The organism is Pseudomonas sp. PSKL.D1, from assembly GCF_028898945.1.
Lineage (GTDB): Bacteria > Pseudomonadota > Gammaproteobacteria > Pseudomonadales > Pseudomonadaceae > Aquipseudomonas.
The window spans coordinates 2,494,856-2,513,047 of the sequence record NZ_CP118607.1 but is presented as its reverse complement, the minus strand read 5'-3'; the positions used below and the strand labels follow the sequence as shown (position 1 = coordinate 2,513,047).

Genomic DNA, 18,192 nt, shown 5'->3' with positions numbered 1-18,192 from the left:
GGATGGGGAGAATATGTGTAGGCGAGTTCAGGAATGGGGCATGGATTTGCGCAATGCGCAGGTGGGTGTACGCCTTGAGGTGTTTGTCGCCTGGGAGATCGAGCGCCGCGCGGGCGGCGCTCGATCTCCCAGGCGACAAACACCTCAAGGCATACACCCCAATGCTGCGCGCAATCCATGCACCTACTACAACGCTCAAACCAAATCTCAGTCCTCAGATGCCCCCGGCGGCAAGGTGAAGCGGATCTTGTGCACCTTCACTTCCTGCAGCGTGCGCACATCGCGAATCCCCGGCAGGCTGCGCACCTTCTGCTGCAAATTCCACAAGCTCTCGTCATCGCGGCACAGCACCTGCACGCAAATGTCCGCCGTGCCCATGGTGGTGGACAGGTAACTCACCTCGCTCCAGCGGCTCAGGGTATCAGCCACCCGGTCATGGTCCTGCGGCGCCACGTTGACGAACAACAGCGCCAGCTTGGCGTGGCCGAGCTTGGACGGGTTGGTGAACGCCAGGATCTGCAGAATGCCCTGGTCCTGCAGGCGCTTGACCCGGGTGCGAATGGTGGCTTCAGGCACCGACAGGTTGCGGGCGACTTCACGGAAAGCACGGCGCCCGTCCTCCTGCAGTTCACGGACGATTTCGTAGTCCAGGGCGTCGAGGGTTGAGATGGACATGTTCAGCGCTTCCATGGGTAGGTCGGGGTGGCGGGGCACAGGCTAGCAGATTTCCGCGCCTGGGCAGCGCTCAGGCACACCATGCGCCTGCGCATATACCCAACATGTTCGCCCTGCCATGGGCGCCTGGGCAGCACTTCCCTAGCATCGGCCTTGCCTGAGATGCCATTCATGACAAGGAGAAGTGCCATGCACACGACCGCGACAGCCTGCCAGCCCCCGACCTGGAACCCCATTACCCGCAGCAGCTCGTTTACCGAACACGACCGCGACATCCTCACCCGCCAGTGGCACCCGGTCGCGTTCAGCGCCGATGTCGGCGGCAAACCCTACGCCGTCACCCTGCTCGATGAACCCATCGTGCTCTACCGCACCGGTGGCACGCTCAATGCCGCCCGCGACATCTGCAGCCACCGCGGTGCGCCACTGAGCAAAGGCTGGGTGCAGGGGGAAAACATCATCTGCCCTTACCACGGCCTGCACTTCGGCACCGACGGCCGTTGCACGCGTATCCCGTCAGAGCCCAACGCCAACCTCACCGAGCGCCACCGCATCCAGATGTATACCGCCCGCGAAGAATTTGGCCTGATCTGGGTGCTGATGGCGGGCCATGAGGCACCTTTCCCCGAGATGCCGTCCTGGCACGATGACAGTTATCAGCGCATCCTGCCGCCCTCCCTCGACATTGCCGCCTCGGCCGGGCGCCAGGTTGAAGGGTTTATCGACGTGGCTCACTTTGCCTGGATTCATCACGAAGCCTTTGCCGAGCGAGACAACCCGGTGGTGCCGACCTACAAGGCCGAGCTGACCGCCTACGGCATGCACGCCGAGTATGTGAGTGACGTCAGCAACTTCCCCAAGCAGTTGCAACACCGCGCACCGCCCGGCTTTCAGTGGTTGCGTACCTTCGATGTGTTCGCACCGTTCACTGCGCGCCTGGCCGTCAACTTCCCGCAACCCGGGCATCGCCTGGTGATCCTCAACGCCGCCAGCCCGATCTCGGCACGCAAAACCCGCATGTTCTGCGCCATTACCCGCAACTTCGACAAACACATGCCGCTGGAGGACGTCTACGCGTTCAACCAGCAAGTGTTCGAGGAGGACCGCGACATTGTGGAGTTGTGCCGCCCGGAAGACCTCCCGCTGGACTTGTCGCTGGAGATCCATATCCCCGCCGACCGCTCCTCCACCGCCTACCGCCGCGCCCTTGGCGCGTTGGGCCTTGGCCGCGCCTTCACCCGCTGACCGACGGGAGTCTGGAACATGTACAAATGGGAATGCCTTGTGTGCGGCTTCTTTTACGACGAAGCCTTGGGAAGGCCGGAGGACGGCATCGCCGCCGGCACCCGTTGGGAGGATGTGCCACAGGACTGGTACTGCCCGGAGTGCGGCGTGGGCAAGGCCGACTTCGAAATGGTGCGGTTGCCGTTGACGGCAGAGGCGCAACAGTTGGCTGCCCCGGCAGCGCCGGAGCCGATCGTCATCGTCGGCTCGGGCCTGGCCGGCTACACCGTGGCGCGGGAGCTGCGCAAACTCGATACCGTCACACCGATCCTGATCGTGACCCGCGATGGCGGCGAGTTCTATTCCAAGCCTGCGCTGTCCAACGCCTATCAGAGCGCACGCCAGCCGGAGCAGTTGGTGACCTGCAACGCCGAACAGATGGCGTTGCAACTGCAAGCAACCGTGCTGACACACGCCGCGGCGGAGCACATCGACATCGGGGCGCACTGCATCACCATCAATGGCCGGCCACAACCCTATCGCGCCCTGGTGCTGGCCCTGGGCGCCGACTCGCGGCGCCCTGACCTGCCAGGCGATGGCGCTGACGCGGTGGTCACCGTGAACGACCTGCAGGACTACCGCAGCTTTCGCCGGCAAATCGGCCAGGCCAGCCGAATTGCGATTCTTGGCGGCGGCCTGATTGGCTGCGAGTTTGCCAATGACCTGAGCCACGCAGGCCATGCCGTGTCGGTCATCGACCGCGCCACCTGGCCACTGAGCCGCCTGCTGCCGGCCCAGGCCGGCACAGCCATGGCGGACGCGCTGGCCTCCCTCGGCGTGCACCTGGAACTGGGCAATGGCCCGGTGGCCATCGATCGCGACCCGCTTGGCCTGCGCCTGCAGCTGAATGATGGCCGCGCGTTGCAGGTGGACTACGTGCTCAGCGCCATCGGCCTGCAGCCGCGGGTGGAACTGGCGCGCAATGCGGGCTTGGCGGTCGCCGCTGGCATTGTCACCGATGCGTGCCTGCGCACCAGCGCGAGCAACGTCTACGCCTTGGGCGACTGCGCACAGGTGCATGGTTTGGTGTTGCCCTATGTGATGCCAATCATGATTCAGGCACGCGCGTTGGCCCGCACCCTGGCTGGCGACCCTACCCCGGTCAGCTACCCCGCCATGCCCGTCACCATCAAGACCAGCGTCTTGCCGACCGTGGTGGCATCACCCCTGGATGATCAGGGCCTGTGGTCGACTGAAATGCTGGGCAGCGGCAAGCAAGGCATGGCCAATGTCCGCGCCCTTTACCATGACGCTCAACAGCAGGTACGGGGCTTTGTACTGATGGGCGCGGCAACCCGGGAAAAGGCCGAACTGTTGGAGGCGCTGCCGGCCTGGCGATAAAGGGAGTTGTCGCCGTGGGCATCAGCAATCGATATATTGTTTTCTATATAGCGAAACCAATACGAGGCTGCTGTGCCCACGCCCAACTTCGATACCCACCTGCTGCGCACGCTGCATCTGCTGCTAACCGAATGCAGCGTTTCGCGCACCGCCGAACGCCTGGGGCAAAGCCAGCCCGCAGTCAGTGTGGCCTTGCGCCGCTTGCGAGCATTAACCGGCGACCCGCTGCTGGTGCGCAGCGGCAGCCGCATGGTGTTGACCAGCCATGGCCAAAGCTTGATAGAACCCGTGGCGCAAGCGCTGTGCGGAATCGAACAGGTGCTGCACCCGGTCGACTGCTTCAACCCCGCCACCACACGCCAGCATTTTCGTATTTGCACGCCGGATTACCTGAGCGTGTTCTTCGTGCCCGCCATCATTGAGCGGTTCCAGGCCCAGGCGCCCCTCGCAACCCTGGAGCTGGCCCACCTGCAGGCCGACGGTGGCTATTCCAAAGGGCTGGAAGAAGGCGCGCTGGACCTGGTGATTGGCAACTGGCGCAGCCCCGAGCAGCACTTGCACCTGCAGCCATTGTGCGACGACGACCTGGTCTGCCTGGTGCGCAACGGGCACCCGATACCCCGTGGCGCCCTGACCCGGGACGCCTATACCCATGCCCATCACCTTGATGTGCTGACCCACCCTACCGCCGGCCACGGCACGATAGGCACGGAACTGGCCAGAAGCGGCCTGCACCGCAACGTGACCACCACATTGCCCTACTTTTGCCTGGCACCCTATGCGCTGGTCAGGTCCGACCTGGTATTCACCACCACGCGGGCGTTCGCCAGGCATTACGCCGAGCTTCTGCCTGTGCGGATCGAGCCATTCCCGGTGCTGGCCGAGCCGTTGCGCTATTACCAACTCTGGCATGCGCGTGCGCATCGCTCTCACGCTTCACGCTGGCTGCGTGGCCTGGTGCAAGCGGCCGCACAAGCGATTGCCTGACAGCGACTGATTTTCGCTATATATTTTTGTATATTGCGATACTCATTTGCCGCCAGGAACCCTTGCCGTGTACATCATGCCGTTCGAGCTACCGCGAGAAACACCAGGGGCTACCGTTGCCGAACCCGTTCGCAGCCTTATCCTCAATGCCGCCAGCGAGGCATTCGCCCAGCAGGGTTACGCCGCCACCAAGCTCTCGGCCATCGCCTCCCTGGCCAGCCTGCCCAGGTCCAACGTGCTGTATTACTTCAAGTCCAAGGCCAACATCTACGCCAAGGTACTGGAAAACATCGCCCCCAGTTACCTGCAGGCCTGCACCCCCTTCAGGCACGATGACGAGCCCCTGGAAGCATTGGGCCGCACGGTCACATCGATGATTTCGCTGTTCGAGGGGCAGCCTTTTGCCTCCAAAGTACTGCTGCTCGAGATGAAGGCGGGTGGCAAACGCATCCCGGGCGATTTTCTCGAGCGCCTGGCCAAACTGGCCCATGACAACACGGCATGCGTCCGGCGCTGGATCGGCAGCGGCAAACTGGCACCGGTGAACCCGGAACACGTGCTGCCATCGGTGTGGGCGATTGCCCAGTCGTGCATCAGCCTTGGGCCTCAGGCGCCCGAACTGTGGGGCCAGCCGTTTGACTACCGGGCGGCCGCGGCTTCGTCGCTGCAACTGCTGCTCAATGGCCTGGCACCGGAGTAAACCGGAATGTTGCGACAGTTCGCAGGCCCTGGCGGCACAAACTGACCCAAGAACAGTAACCAGAGGCATCCAGCCTCACACTGTCAACCTGCTTTGCGCGCATTCAGGCCAAGGGGCAAACTATCGTATGCCCAGGTCCGGGCGCTGTACGGTATCCCGCCAGACCCAATGGGCGCTCTCGAAAGTTGAAGTTTAGTAGCGCCCCTCCCGGGCGAGACTTCAAGCAAGCAATTGAAGCCCCGGCAAAAATCGTGCTTTGTCAAAGCAGTTTCCCCACCTTAGCCATTTTTATGCCGAGCTAAAACTGTCATTTTTGCTAGTTTCCTGGCGCTGCAAAATCCGGTTCACTAAGTCCGCACCGTGCTGTTTCTCCCAGCCTCGGCGCAGTCAGATGCTGCGTGACGATGACCCACAAACATCAGAGAATTCTCCCATGAATAAGCCCGCACCAGCCCAGAAGCAAATAGAAACCTTCGAATCCATTGAGGATCGCGCCGTCAAAACCGGTGAAACTGTAGATTGTCCAACTTTGACGCTGCTCGCTGAAGAAGTCTCTGACACCTACATCACTAGAATTTACGCGCCAATCCCTCCTGAACCTTTGGCTGCCCCTTGGATTTACCACCAGGTTGGCGTGCTGGATTTCACATTCAAACACGTTGGCAATACTATAGAATTTGATGTCTGCGAAAGACAACATCGCCGCGACTACATACTCCACCTGTATGAAGACGATGATTTGGTAATCTCCATCCCTAGACAATTCGTCCCTGGCAAACCGGATAAATTTATCCATACCGTCAGCGACCGCTTGATCAACAGGCTGCGCCTGGAGCGTAAAATTGGAGTATCAGGGGGTCCTGCGCAGCTGGACAACTTCAGTTGCTATATCGTTTAAGGCCAACACACTACACGCGTAGCGAAATCGAAAGGAGCTTGATTAAGGTTTCTATCGACCCGCGCACGGGAATTATATTAACGGATCTGCAACACAATCTTGGAACATATAGCAGGCGAGGCAAAAAGCGCCGAGTATCGGTCGGAGTCGGGCTCGTTTTACGTGTTGTACATGAGTACTCAGAGTGATGCTTCAACGCTGTATCAATCCGTATCAGGTGCCAGAGTTGCGTGGCCGGCCCAGGCACCTGACATTTTAACCGTGTCGCCATGAGACCGACACCATCAAACTGTGTTGCACAGCTACAAGCGGGATCATATATGACAAACTCAACCAGCTTCATGCACACCCAAGGCAACGAACGCAGTACTGCTCCTGTCCGATCCAGCCCATTGATTTTCCGGGTCAGCAAGACCGAGCGTATTCTACCCTCGCCGACGGTAATCGGCGCAAACGGAAGTGGTGTAATTACCAATCCCGATACAGGCGTAACTATCTTGGTGCCTGCAGCTGCAGGATTGAAGCTTGGAGAGCGCGTTCAAGGTGTGATCGGCACCTTTGTTACCGACGCGGTGGATGTTTCCAAACCCGACGAGGCACTTCCCATTCCTGTTTCCGCCCTACTGCTTTGGCGAGTCGACGGAACAGGGCAGCTACCGTGGCACTACGAGGTAGAAATAAATGGCCAATGGCAACGCTCCAACGAAATTTTAATAACGGTAGCTTCCAATATCCCTATAACTGAGACGTTTGAAACCATTCCAGATCAAGCTATCCTTAGCGGCCAAACCGTCGTATGCCCAGCACTTACGCTGGTGGCGGAGTCTGTCTCTGACACTCACATCACGAGAGTCTACGCCCCGATACCCCCTTTCCCATTGGCTGCCCCTTGGATTTACCATCAAATTGGTGTGCTGAACTTCAACTTCAAGCGCCATGGCAATACCATTGAATTTGATGTCTACGAACATCAAAATCGCGAGTACATACTCCAGCTTTACGACAACAATACATTAGTAGACTCCATCACAAAGAGATTCGCCACAGGCATTGTAGATAAATTCTCCTACACAAGCTTAGATCGCTTAATTAACCGATTGCGCCTGGACCGCAAAGTTGGACAAACTGGAAGCCCTGCGCAGTTCGACAATTTCGGCTGCTTTTTTAGGTAGCCTTTATTATTCGACACTTTAGAAACCCCCAAGAGCGCAGCAACCACACCAAAGCACTGGCGCTCTTGGGTAGTTTTTTGTAACTCGGTTAATGCTGAAAAAGCACACTCAAGACCTGCGTAAAAAAGTAGTGAGACGAAGGTCAGGCAAGGCGAAACCCGCCAAGAAACGGTCGAAGTGGCACCCGACTTTACGGGCTGCCAATGACTGAGCCTCCACGCGCTCAAGTCTGATACTCAACCGTGCACTTCACCGCCGTCAGCCGTCGCCAGCCGATGCTGGAAGCTCTCCAGAAACACCGTCTCGGCCACCGTCATTTTTTGCTCGCGGTTCCACAGCAAATGCAAGTTCACATCGACAATGCCCTCGTCCGGCGGCAGCCGCCACAGCAGGCCTTTTTCCACATCTTCGCGCAGCAGGTGCTCGGGCAGGCACCCTACCCCAAAGCCTGCGCACACCAGGCGGTGGATTTCCTCGAAGCTGGAAGACGAGGCGACGATACGCCCGGTAAACCCGTGCTGGTCGCGGAACATCGCCAGCGGTGACAGGTTGCCCCCCAACTGGTCGCTGACAAAGCTCACAAAGTGCTCACCACGCAATGTTTCCAAGGTCACATCGGTACGCCCGAAGAGCCGATGGCGGGCACCGCAGTAAAACGCGTAACGCTGGCGCAGCAATTGGCGCTGTTCCAGCTTGGGCTGGGGGATGCGACACAGGCCAAGCCCGGCGGTGGCGGTTTTTTGCAGCAGCGAGCTGATGATGTCGGCGCTGCGCAGCACTTCGATTTCCAGCTCCACGCGGGGGTGGGCCTCGTGGAAGTCGGCGAGAAATTCGTCATACAGCACCGACTGCACCCGGCTGATGCTGAGCAGCCGTACCTTGCCGGCCACACCGTCGCTTTGCTGCTCCACTGCCGTGCTGATGCGCGACACATCGCCGTAGATGTCGGTGGCAATGCGCAGCACTTCTTCCCCCGCCGCCGTCAGGTCAAAGCGCGGGCCACCGCGCAAGATCAGCGCACAACCCAGCTGCTCTTCCAGCCTGCGCAGCGCTTGGCTGACCGCCGACTGGGTCACATGCAACCTGGCCGCCGCGCGGCTGATGCTGCCTTCCTGGCCGATGGCCAGGTAGGTGCGCAGCAGGTTCCAGTCCAGGCGATCGTTAAGAAAACGCCGCCCTTCCCATTTGTTGACCAATGCATCAGTTCTTGAAGTCGGCGGGTTCATCAGGGGCCTTATTAGTAGCGCTGCTAATACGACGGATAAGAATTAGCAAATTGACTAATCATAGCCCCAAGGCGATAAAACCCGAAAGCGCCACACAGAGCGCAACCGGATCAGCCCCATCAGACCCCTGCCAATAACACCAAGAAGGGCCTTGCATGCATACCTCCAACCAGCCGCGACGCGCGGCGGCGGCCGCGTTCGTCGGTACCACCATCGAGTTTTACGACTTCTACATCTACGCCACCGCGGCGGCGCTGGTGCTCGGCCAGGTGTTTTTCCCCAGCAGCAACCCGCTGCTCAGCACCCTGGCGGCGTTCGGCACCTTTGCCGTGGGCTTTGTTGCCCGCCCCATGGCGGGCATGGTCTTCGGCCACCTGGGCGACCGCCTGGGGCGCAAGAAGATGCTGCTGTTCACCATGCTGCTGATGGGCCTGGCCACCACCGGCATCGGCCTGTTGCCCAGCTACGCCACGGCCGGTATCTGGGCGCCCGTGGGCCTGATTGCGCTGCGCATTATCCAGGGCATTTCGGTGGGCGGCGAATGGGGTGGCGCGGTGCTGATGGCCAGCGAACACGCACCGGCCAGGCGCAAGGTGTTCTACGCCTCGTTCGCCCAACTGGGGAGCCCGGCGGGTCTGCTCTTGGCGCTGATTGCTTTTCGCCTGGTGTCGATGCTCGATCAGGATGATTTTCTCAGCTGGGGCTGGCGCCTGCCGTTCCTGGCCAGCGGCGTGCTGATGATGGTGGGCCTGGCGATTCGCCTGGGCGTCGACGAATCGCCCGAGTTCAAGGCCGCCCAGGCCAAACAGCAAGTGGTCAAGTACCCGGTGCTGGAGGTGGTGCGCGACTGCTGGCGGCAGATTGTGTTTTCCGCGCTGGCGGTGACCATCGGTTCGGCCGGGTTCTTCTTCACCAATACCTTCATGATCACCTACGTCACCACCTACCAGGGCATCCCCCGGGCAACCATCCTCGACTGCCTGTTCCTGGTGACCATCCTGCAGTTCCTGACCCAGCCACTGGCGGCGCTACTGGCCGAGCGCATGGGCGAAGGCCGTTTCCTCAAACTGGTGGCGCTGCTGTGCATGGCCGTGCCCTACCCAATGTTCCTGCTGGTCGGCACGCAAAACCTGGTGCTGATGACCCTCGGCATCGCCCTGGCCGTGGTCACGCTGTCTGCCCTGTATGCGGTGATCGCCGGGTACATGACCCAGGCCTTCCCGGCGCACCTGCGCTACTCGGGCATCTCGCTGGCCTACCAGCTCATTTGCGCCATTGCCGGTGGCAGCACGCCGATCATCGGCACGTTGCTGGCCGACCGTTTTGCCGGTGAGTGGCTGCCGCTGGCGCTGTTCTTCACCGCATTATCCACGCTTTCCCTGATCGGTGTCTGTGGCCTGGCCCGCCTGCGCGGCGAGCTGCAGCAAACCACCGTCGCCATCGCCCGTTGAACCAGGAGTTTTCATGAGCAAGCCGCACAACATCAGTGATGCCGAATGGCAGGCACGCTGCGACCTGGCCGCGCTGTACCGGTTGGTCGCGCACTTTCGCATGACCGACTTGATCGACACCCACATCACCCTGCGCATTCCGGGGCCTGAGCACCACTTCCTGATCAACCGCTACGGGGTGTTGTTCGACCGCATGCGCGCCAGCGACCTGGTGCGCATCGACCAGCACGGCAACGTGGTGGACGAGGCCTTCGGCGAGCGCCGGGTGAATGCCGCAGGCTTCGTGATCCACTCGGCCATTCATATGGCCCGCCCCGACCTGCACTGCGTGATCCACACCCACACCGCCGCCGGGATTGCCGTGTCGGCCCAGGAGCACGGCTTGCTGCCCATCAGCCAGCATGCACTGAAGTTTTACGGCAAGCTGGCCTATCACCAGTACGAAGGCATTGCCCTGTCGCTGGACGAGCGCGAACGGCTGATCGCCGACCTGGGGCCGCACAAGGCAATGATCCTGCGCAACCATGGCCTGCTGGCCGGGGGTGCTAGCGTGGCGCATGCGTTTCACGAGATCCACTTCCTGGAGCGCGCCTGCCAGGCCCAGGTCCAGGCCCTGGCCGGTGGCAGCAAGCTGATCTACCCGAGCGAGGCCGTGTGCCACCACACCGCTGCACAGTTTGAGCGTGACGACTCGTCAGAAATCATCGCGCTCAGCTGGAACGCTGCCCTCACCCTGATCGAAGGCCAACGCGAGTCGTACTGCTCATGAAACCGTTGGTACTGCTGTCCACCGACCAGGCATTGCTGGGCCAGTTGCAAGCGGCCTTTGCCCGCAGTGCACCGCAACTGCGCGTGGTGTTGGCCAATGACCCCGCTGCCCAAGAGGCGCAGGTGGCCGCCTGCTGGTTCCCACCGGCGGGCAGCTTGAGCGCCCTGCCCAACCTCAAACTGATTCACTCCGTAGCCGCCGGGGTCGATCACCTGGCCAACGACCCGGCCCAACCCGCCCTGCCCGTGTGCCGGGTGGTTGACCCGGCGCACCGCCAGGGCATGGCCGAGTACGTACGCTGGGCGGTGATCCACTATCACCGCGACTTCGACCTGGCCATGGCGCAACAGCAACAACAGCTGTGGCGCCGCCACCCGCAGCGCCCGGCCGGCGAGTTTCACATCGGCGTGATGGGCCTGGGCTCGCTGGGTGGCGCCATTGCTGCCGAGCTGGCCGCTGCCGGCTACGCCGTGCGCGGCTGGTCACGCACGGCCAGGCAAGTCACCGGCGTGCGCACGTACGCCGGCGAAGGTCAGTTTGATGCGTTCTTGCAGGGCGTCGACCTGCTGGTGAACCTGTTGCCACTGACCCCGCAAACCCGCGGCATTCTGTGCCGCGACACCTTCCACGCACTGGCCCCCGGCGCGGCGGTGATCAACTGCGGACGTGGCCAGCACCTGCAGGCCGACGACCTGATCCACGCCGTCGAAAGTGGCCGCCTGCGGGGCGCGGTGCTGGACGTGTTCGAGAAGGAGCCGTTACCGCTGGACAACCGGTTGTGGGCCACCCCGGGCATCATCATCACGCCACACATGGCCAGCTGTGCCTCCCATGATTGCATTGCCCAACAGGTTGCGGAAAACGCCCGCCGCCTGGCCTGTAAAGAACCTTTGCTGAACCGCGTAGACCCAGCGCTGGGCTACTAACCCGCAACCTGTTTACCCCGAGGGGCCATGTTGGCCCTTCGTGGGCCCGCTTTGCCCAAAAACAAGAAACACCCTGCGCCACCTTCAACTGCCAAGAACAACGAGAACCCATCATTCGGGAGAAAATGGCAATGACCAGTCCTGCTTACACCGAAGCTGCAAGCGCGCAACCCCAACGCACCGCCGACATGAGAAAAGTCGCGGTGGCCAGCGTGATCGGCACCACCGTCGAGTGGTACGACCTGTTCCTCTTCGCCACGGCTTCGGCCCTGGTGTTCAACAAAATCTTCTTCCCCGGCTTCGACCCGCTGGTGGGTACGCTGCTGGCCTTCGGCACCTTCGCCTCGGCCTACGGCGCACGCATTGTCGGCGCAGCCTTGTTCGGCCACTTCGGCGACCGCCTGGGGCGCAAGTCGATGCTGCTGATTTCGCTGCTGACCATGGGCGCGGCCACCTTTGCCATCGGCCTGTTGCCAGACTATGAAACCGTGGGCATCTGGGCGCCAATCCTGCTACTGACCCTGCGCATCATCCAGGGCCTGGCGCTGGGCGGTGAATGGGGCGGCGCGGTGCTGATGGCCGTGGAACATGCCCCCAGGCACCAGCGCGGGCTGTATGGCTCATGGGTGCAGATTGGCGTGCCGGCGGGCACGATGCTGGCCAACCTGGTGTTCCTGCTGTTTGCCACCACCCTGAGCACCGAGCAACTGCTGGACTGGGGCTGGCGCGTGCCGTTTTTGCTCAGTGTGTTGCTGATTGCCGTGGGCCTGTACATTCGCCTGAATATCCACGAAACCCCGTCGTTCAAGGCCGTGGAAAACAAGGGCGCGCAGGTGAAAGTGCCACTGCTGGAGGTGCTGCGCAAATACTGGAAGCAGGTGCTGCTTGGGGGTGTGGCGACCATGTCGACCGGCACCTCGTACAACCTGATCGTGGCCTTCGGCCTCACGTATGGCACCCAGACGCTGGGCTTCTCGCGGGGTGAAATGCTCAGCGTGGTGCTGGTGTCTTGCGCTGCGTGCATCGCCTTGCTGCCGTTCTTCGGTGCGCTGTCCGACCGCGTTGGGCGCAAGCCGATCATCATCGGCGGCATCGTCGCCGAGGCGCTGGTGGCATTCCCGATGTTCTGGCTGATGGACACCCAGGTGCTCGGCCTGGTGTTCGCCGGCTACCTGCTGCTGATGACCGCCTTCGCCGCCAATTACGGCCCCATCGCCACCTTCCTGGCCGAACTGTTCGGCACCCGGGTGCGCTACTCCGGGCTGTCGATCAGCTACATGCTTTCAGGCCTGCTGGGCAGTGCCGCCACGCCGCTGGTGACCACCGCATTGCTGTCGTGGACTGGCAAGGGTTCGTCAATTGCCTGGTACATGATCGGCTCGGCGGCCGTGTCACTGATCGCCCTGCTGCTGCTCACCGAAACCTTCAAACGGGACATCGATACCGCGCGCCAATAAGCCGCCCTCCCACACTCATTTCCCGTTTGCAGAGCCTATTTCGATGAACAAATACCTGATGACCGCGAGCGCCGTTGCCCTGGCCCCGCTCGCCCACGCCGACCTGCTGGCTGGCAGCCACGCCAGCCTGGGGCTGCGCAATTTCTACTTCAGCAATGACTTCCGTGACCAGCCTGGCAGCGCCGGGCAAAGCAAGACCGAGGAATGGGCGCAGGCCTTTGTCCTGGACTTCAAGTCGGGCTACACCAACGGCCCGGTCGGCGTTGGCCTCGATGCACTCGGCCTGATGGGCGTCACCCTCGACAGTGGCAGTGGCCGCCACCGGGGTAGCAACATGATCCCCGATGATGGCAACGGTGCGGCAGGCCAATGGAGCCGCTTGGGGCTGACCCCGAAACTGAAGGTGGCGAACACCGAATTGCGCTATGGCACGCTGATGCCAAAGCTGCCGGTACTGACCTACAACGACGGCCGCCTGCTGCCGCAAACCTTTGAAGGCGGGCAAGTCACCTCCACCGACATTGCCGGCCTGACCCTGACCGGCGGGCGCCTGGACCGGGCAACCAGCCGAGGCTCCAGCGACCGCACCGGCCTGGCCGTGGCCGGGGGCACGCGCACCAGCGACCAGTTCCTGTTTGCTGGCGGCGACTATCAACTCGGCAAGCAACTGACCCTGCAATATTACTTCGCCAACCTTGAGGACTACTACAATCAGCATTTCGCCGGCCTGACCCACACCCTGCAACTGCCGGCGGGCCAGTCGCTGAAAACCGAGCTGCGCTACTTTCGCAGCCTCAGCGACGGCGCCAACGCCAGCGCCGCCGGCCGCGCCAGCGGCTACCGGGTAGGTGGCTACACCGAAGGCAACGATGGCGAAATCGACAACCACACCTGGAGTGCCGCGCTGACCTACGCCGTGCAGGGCCATGCCCTGATGGCCGGGTATCAGCAGGTGTCGGGCGGCAGCAATTTCGTGCAGCCCAACCAAGGCTCGCTCAGTGGCAAAGGCGCCGCTGGCGCCAGCCTCTACCTGCACACCGATCGCATGCTGGCCAGCTTCAACCGGGCCGGCGAGCGTACCGCGTTTGCCCAGTACAGTTACGACTTTGCCGCGGCGGGCGTGCCGGGGCTGAAGTTTTCGCTGATGTACCTGAAGGGTGATGACATCCGCACCACCTCAGGCCGGGACGCCAGCGAATGGGAGCGCGACCTGGGCCTGGACTACGTGATCCAGGATGGGCCGCTCAAAGGCTTGGGCCTGGCGTGGCGGCAAGGCCTGCTGCACTCGCAGATCGACCCCGATCAGGAGCAGAACCGGTTGATCGTCAGTTACAGCCTGGCGCTGTTCTGACCCCAAATTCAAGCGCCTGCGCAATTCCTGTAGGAGCGGCTTCAGCCGCGATGCAGCCGACGCGGTGCAGGGCACCGGCTACGCCGGTGATCGCGGCTGAAGCCGCTCCTACAGGGGACCGTGTTTCGTCTTTCAAGGAGCCACCATGCAACGCATCCACACAGCCCCCGGCACCATCAGCCCGGTTGGGCCCTATTCCCAGGCAGTCGTCAGCGGCCATCTGGTATTCACCGCCGGGCAAATCCCCTCACGCGCCAGCCTCGACGATCAACCGGACACCTTCGAAGCCCAGGTCCGCCAGACCTTCGCCAACCTGGCCGCGATCCTTGAAACAGCAGGCTCCAGCCTGTCGCACATCGTCAAGGTCAACGCCTACCTTACCGACCCGGCGCAATTGGAGCCATTCAACAACGTCTACCGGGAAATCCTTGGGCACGCCCCACCTGCCCGCACCACGGTATGCGTGCAGCTTTGGGGGGTAAGCCTGGAAATCGACTGCGTGGCCGAGCTGATCAACAAGGAGCCCGCGCAATGAACGACACCCTGATCGGCAAACTGCGCGAAGTCAGTTTCGCCACCCTTGGCCATTTTCTCGAATGCGGCTTCGTCAGCCATGAGGTGCGTGCCATGGTCCCGGGTGGCCGCATCGTGGGCCGCGCCCTGACCCTGCGCCTGGCCGAACCCGATGCCTGCGCGGTCAACCGGGCATTGGCCAGCCTGCAGCCCGGCGATGTGCTGGTGATCGACACCGTGGGCGACCATGCGCATGCCTGCGTCGGGGCCGTGACCCAGTACGCCGCGCGCTGCCAGGGCGCAGCCGGTATCGTTGTCGATGGCGTGGTCACCGACCTCAACGAGCTGCGCAGCTGCCAGTTGCCGGTGTTCGCCCGTGGTACGAGCCAGCTCACCACCAAACTGCTCGGCGGCGCGGCCAGTGCGCTGAACGTGGCCATCCATTGCGGCGGTGTTACGGTAAACCCTGGGGAAATCGTGCTGGCGGATGACAACGGGGTTATTGCCTTGCCGGATGCCCCCCTGGCGAAGGTGGTCGACCGCGCGCTGGCCTCGGACCTGGCCGAACCCGCCTTGCTGGCACGCCTGCGCAACGGCGAACCGTTGCAGCAGGTGCTCAGCCTTGCACCGCCCGCGCCTTGAGCGGGCGCTTGCGCCAGGCCCGCCCCCAACCCGCCAGGGCCAGGCGGGCCACGGTGTTCCAGCAGTAACCCACCACAATGCCGCCCAGAAGCGCCAGGACAACCGCCACGCCCGGCTGGTCGCTGATGCGTTTGGCCACCGACTGGAACTGGTAATGGGTCAGGTAGATGAACAGCGTTGAAGACGCGATCACTGCCCCGCCCCGGGCAATGGCGCCAGGCAACGGCACGGACTTGAACCAGATCAGCGCCAGCGCCGCTGGCAAGGCAATGTCGATATGCACATCGGCCAGCCACTGGTGCCAGTCGTGCCCGGCCGTACCAATGGCCTGCAATTCACCGATCATCAACACCGCCACGGCGCTGGCCAACCACTTGCGCGAGGTGGAACCGGCATGGTGCACGGCCATGCCAAGCACCATCGCCGCCAGGTAGTGCTGCGGCACCCGGTTGTACAAATGCGTGGCGTCGAACACGAACAGGCTGAGCAGCGCATCCACCACCAGCAGCGCGCAGGCGGTCAGTAGCAGGCTGTGAAACGGGTCGGCAGCCAGCACTTCACGCACACGCCTGAACGACAACGCCAGGCCGATGATCAACAGCATCTGCACCAGCACTTCGATGTACCAGTAATGGAAGTGGCCCACCTCGCTGGCGGGGAACCAGTTGGACACCAGCAACAGCGACTGCCAGCGTACCCTGTCGAACAGCAGTTGCAGCAGCACGGTGTACAACAAGGTCGGCACCGCGATGGCGGCCATCGACCTGAGCAGTGACCGCGCATTGCCCCGCTCGTGAATGGCATTGACCTGAAAGCGTGCCAGGCCTATGCCGGAAACCAGGAACAACGCCGTCGTCTCGCCCATCACCAGCCCTTGAGTGAGCAACCCGAAGTGGCCGAGCACGATGAGTAAAATTGCTGCCATGCGCATGAACACGGGCATTTCCATCGCCTGCAGCGCTGGCGCCTTGGCCGGGTCGCTGATGCGCCACGCCGCCAGCGCATTCACGGGGATCGTTTCCCAGCGTGGCGGCAGCTGCCCAAGCAGCTCCTGCAGCACCAACGACGCCTGCACGTAGGACAGCGAATCACCGCCCAGTTCGATGAAGTTCAGGTTGGTATCGATGCGCGATACCTGGAGGATCTGCGCCCATTGATCGGCCAACTGCCGGGTCAGCGGTGCCAACGCCTCGTCGCCCTCTGCCGGGCTGTCCAGCATGGCCAGCAACGCACGCCGGTCGACCTTGCCATTGGGGGTGAGCGGCACCGCGTCGATGAACAGGCATTGCGCCGGCACCATGTAGTCCGGTAATTGCTGCGCCACGGCGTCACGCAGCTGCCCGGGTGTCAGCGGTGAGTGCAGGACACAAAAGGCCACAAGCTTCGGCGTTGCGCCGTCCGGGGCGGCCAGGACCGCACATTGTGCAACCTGCGCCAGTGCGGCAACCGCATGCTCGACTTCGCCCAGTTCGATCCGGTGGCCGCGAATTTTCACCTGGCAATCTGCCCGCCCGAGAAACTCCACGCAGCCATCGGCAAGGTAAACACCCAGGTCGCCGGTGCGGTAGCAGCGGTCACCCTCGACAGCGGTGAACGGGTTGATCACGAACTTCTGCGCGGTCAGCACAGGGTCGCGCCAGTACCCCAGTGACAAGTACGGGCTGCGAATCAGGATTTCCCCGGCCTCGCCTGCATCGGCCAGCTGGCCGCCATCGCCCACTACCAGCAACTGCGCCCCTTCGATGCCCTGGCCCAACGGCACTTTGCCCGTTGCAACGGCCAGCTGGTGAAAGCCCATGGCCTGTGGCGTCTCGGTCGTGCCATAAAAAACCACATGCCCAGCGTTGGGCGCCACGCTGCACATCTGCTCATACAGCAACGGGCTCAGCACATCGCCGCCCCAGAACATCCAGCGCAGTGAGGCCAGCACCCGCTGCCCGGCGCTGGCACCCGACGCGATCAACTTGCCCAACGGCGGTGTCAGGTGCATTACCGAAATGCCGTGGTGGTGTATCCAGCCCGCCAGCTGCGAGGGGTTGACCACGGTCGACTGCAGCGGGCAGAACACGCTGGCACCGATCGACAGCGGCGTGAAGATGTCCCGGTACACCGGGTCATGGCCCAGGCCGGACAACAGCGAGAAATGGTCGTTGCTGGTAAAACCGTGACGTTTCACATGCCATTCAACGAAATGCACCAGCGGCGCATGGTGGGTCACCACGCCCTTCGGCACGCCGGTGCTGCCCGAGGTGAAGGTGACGTAGGCCGGTTGCTCGGGGGAGATGTCCGGCAAGGTAGCACCCTTGCCGCTGAACTGCCCTAGTGCAGCGTCAGGCGCCTCGGGCACGCGCAACGTTGGCAACGGCGTATCAGCTTGGGCATCACCGCACAGCAATACCCACACAGGCTCCAGGGTGTCGAGAATCTGCGCGATGCGGGCTGGCGGGTACGCCGTGTCGGCAACCGTGAACACCAACCCCGCGCGAAGGGCCCCGAGCATGGCATAGACCAGCCCCGCGCAACGGCTGGCAACGATGACCACCCGGTCTGACGGCTTAGCTCCATGACCGAGCAAGGTTGCCGCAATGCCACGGCTGATCGCCTCCAGTTGGCCGTAACTGCATCTCACGTCAGGGGCGTTGACGGCCAATGCGTCTGGCGCATCGGCGGCCTGAAGCAGAAAGTCGCTGAAAATCAGGCGACTGGTCTGGTACTTCAGAGGCAGGCAGGGTTTAGGGCGCAAATCCGACATGGCGTGGAGTACTCGCTGCGCTAAATACCGTGGGCTGGGTGAATTCAA

General features: G+C 62.4%; 16 protein-coding genes. 13 read left to right on the top strand and 3 right to left on the bottom strand.

Features of this window, described 5'->3' with window-relative positions; genetic code table 11:
* Window positions 1–207: 207 nt before the first annotated feature.
* Complete coding sequence (locus PVV54_RS11220) at window positions 208–675, bottom strand: Lrp/AsnC family transcriptional regulator (protein WP_274909995.1); 468 nt, start codon at window positions 673–675, stop codon at window positions 208–210.
* Between the two features lie 189 nt (window positions 676–864).
* Here PVV54_RS11220 and PVV54_RS11215 point away from each other — a divergent pair, with 189 nt between their 5' ends.
* From PVV54_RS11215 to PVV54_RS11190, 6 genes are all read left to right on the top strand, one after another.
* Window positions 865–1,920 (top strand): Rieske 2Fe-2S domain-containing protein, encoded by a 1,056-nt coding sequence (locus PVV54_RS11215; protein ID WP_274909994.1) that lies wholly within the window; start codon window positions 865–867, stop codon window positions 1,918–1,920.
* 18 nt (window positions 1,921–1,938) lie between these two features.
* A complete protein-coding gene (locus tag PVV54_RS11210; RefSeq protein ID WP_274909993.1) occupies window positions 1,939–3,300 on the top strand; it encodes an FAD-dependent oxidoreductase in 1,362 nt (453 codons plus the stop codon).
* Between the two features lie 72 nt (window positions 3,301–3,372).
* Complete coding sequence (locus PVV54_RS11205; RefSeq protein WP_274909992.1) at window positions 3,373–4,287, top strand: LysR family transcriptional regulator; 915 nt, start codon at window positions 3,373–3,375, stop codon at window positions 4,285–4,287.
* A 76-nt stretch (window positions 4,288–4,363) separates the two neighbouring features.
* Entirely contained in the window at window positions 4,364–4,987 is a 624-nt protein-coding gene (locus PVV54_RS11200; RefSeq protein ID WP_274910424.1) for a TetR/AcrR family transcriptional regulator, read from the top strand.
* 391 nt (window positions 4,988–5,378) lie between these two features.
* Window positions 5,379–5,885, top strand: a complete 507-nt coding sequence (locus PVV54_RS11195; protein ID WP_274909991.1) for a hypothetical protein — start codon at window positions 5,379–5,381, stop codon at window positions 5,883–5,885.
* 320 nt (window positions 5,886–6,205) lie between these two features.
* The gene (locus tag PVV54_RS11190; protein WP_274909990.1) at window positions 6,206–7,057 is read left to right on the top strand and encodes a hypothetical protein; all 852 of its coding nucleotides are present in this window, start codon (window positions 6,206–6,208) and stop codon (window positions 7,055–7,057) included.
* Window positions 7,058–7,293: 236 nt separating this feature from the next.
* On the opposite strand, the gene PVV54_RS11185 is transcribed toward PVV54_RS11190, so the two are convergent.
* Window positions 7,294–8,283: a LysR family transcriptional regulator gene (locus tag PVV54_RS11185; protein ID WP_274909989.1), complete on the bottom strand. Its 990-nt coding sequence runs from the start codon at window positions 8,281–8,283 to the stop codon at window positions 7,294–7,296.
* A gap of 155 nt (window positions 8,284–8,438) precedes the next feature.
* Between PVV54_RS11185 and PVV54_RS11180 the strand changes: the two genes are divergently transcribed.
* The 7 genes from PVV54_RS11180 to PVV54_RS11150 all read left to right on the top strand — a co-directional run bounded on the left by PVV54_RS11180 (window position 8,439) and on the right by PVV54_RS11150 (window position 15,392).
* The gene (locus tag PVV54_RS11180) at window positions 8,439–9,734 is read left to right on the top strand and encodes an MFS transporter (RefSeq protein WP_274909988.1); all 1,296 of its coding nucleotides are present in this window, start codon (window positions 8,439–8,441) and stop codon (window positions 9,732–9,734) included.
* Between the two features lie 13 nt (window positions 9,735–9,747).
* Entirely contained in the window at window positions 9,748–10,503 is a 756-nt protein-coding gene (locus PVV54_RS11175) for a class II aldolase/adducin family protein (RefSeq protein ID WP_274909987.1), read from the top strand.
* Complete coding sequence (locus PVV54_RS11170; protein WP_274909986.1) at window positions 10,500–11,429, top strand: 2-hydroxyacid dehydrogenase; 930 nt, start codon at window positions 10,500–10,502, stop codon at window positions 11,427–11,429. The genes PVV54_RS11175 and PVV54_RS11170 overlap by 4 nt, the downstream gene beginning before the upstream one ends.
* A 131-nt stretch (window positions 11,430–11,560) precedes the next feature.
* Window positions 11,561–12,886, top strand: coding sequence for an MFS transporter (locus PVV54_RS11165; RefSeq protein WP_274909985.1), 1,326 nt, complete (start codon window positions 11,561–11,563; stop codon window positions 12,884–12,886).
* Window positions 12,887–12,929: 43 nt separating this feature from the next.
* Complete coding sequence (locus tag PVV54_RS11160) at window positions 12,930–14,237, top strand: OprD family porin (protein ID WP_274909984.1); 1,308 nt, start codon at window positions 12,930–12,932, stop codon at window positions 14,235–14,237.
* Window positions 14,238–14,382: 145 nt separating this feature from the next.
* Window positions 14,383–14,772, top strand: coding sequence for a RidA family protein (locus tag PVV54_RS11155; RefSeq protein WP_274909983.1), 390 nt, complete (start codon window positions 14,383–14,385; stop codon window positions 14,770–14,772).
* The gene (locus PVV54_RS11150) at window positions 14,769–15,392 is read left to right on the top strand and encodes an RraA family protein (protein WP_274909982.1); all 624 of its coding nucleotides are present in this window, start codon (window positions 14,769–14,771) and stop codon (window positions 15,390–15,392) included. The genes PVV54_RS11155 and PVV54_RS11150 overlap by 4 nt, the downstream gene beginning before the upstream one ends.
* Here PVV54_RS11150 and PVV54_RS11145 read toward each other — a convergent pair.
* Window positions 15,367–18,144, bottom strand: a complete 2,778-nt coding sequence (locus tag PVV54_RS11145) for an amino acid adenylation domain-containing protein (protein WP_274909981.1) — start codon at window positions 18,142–18,144, stop codon at window positions 15,367–15,369. The two genes, PVV54_RS11150 and PVV54_RS11145, sit on opposite strands and share 26 nt — an antisense overlap.
* Window positions 18,145–18,192: the final 48 nt, after the last annotated feature.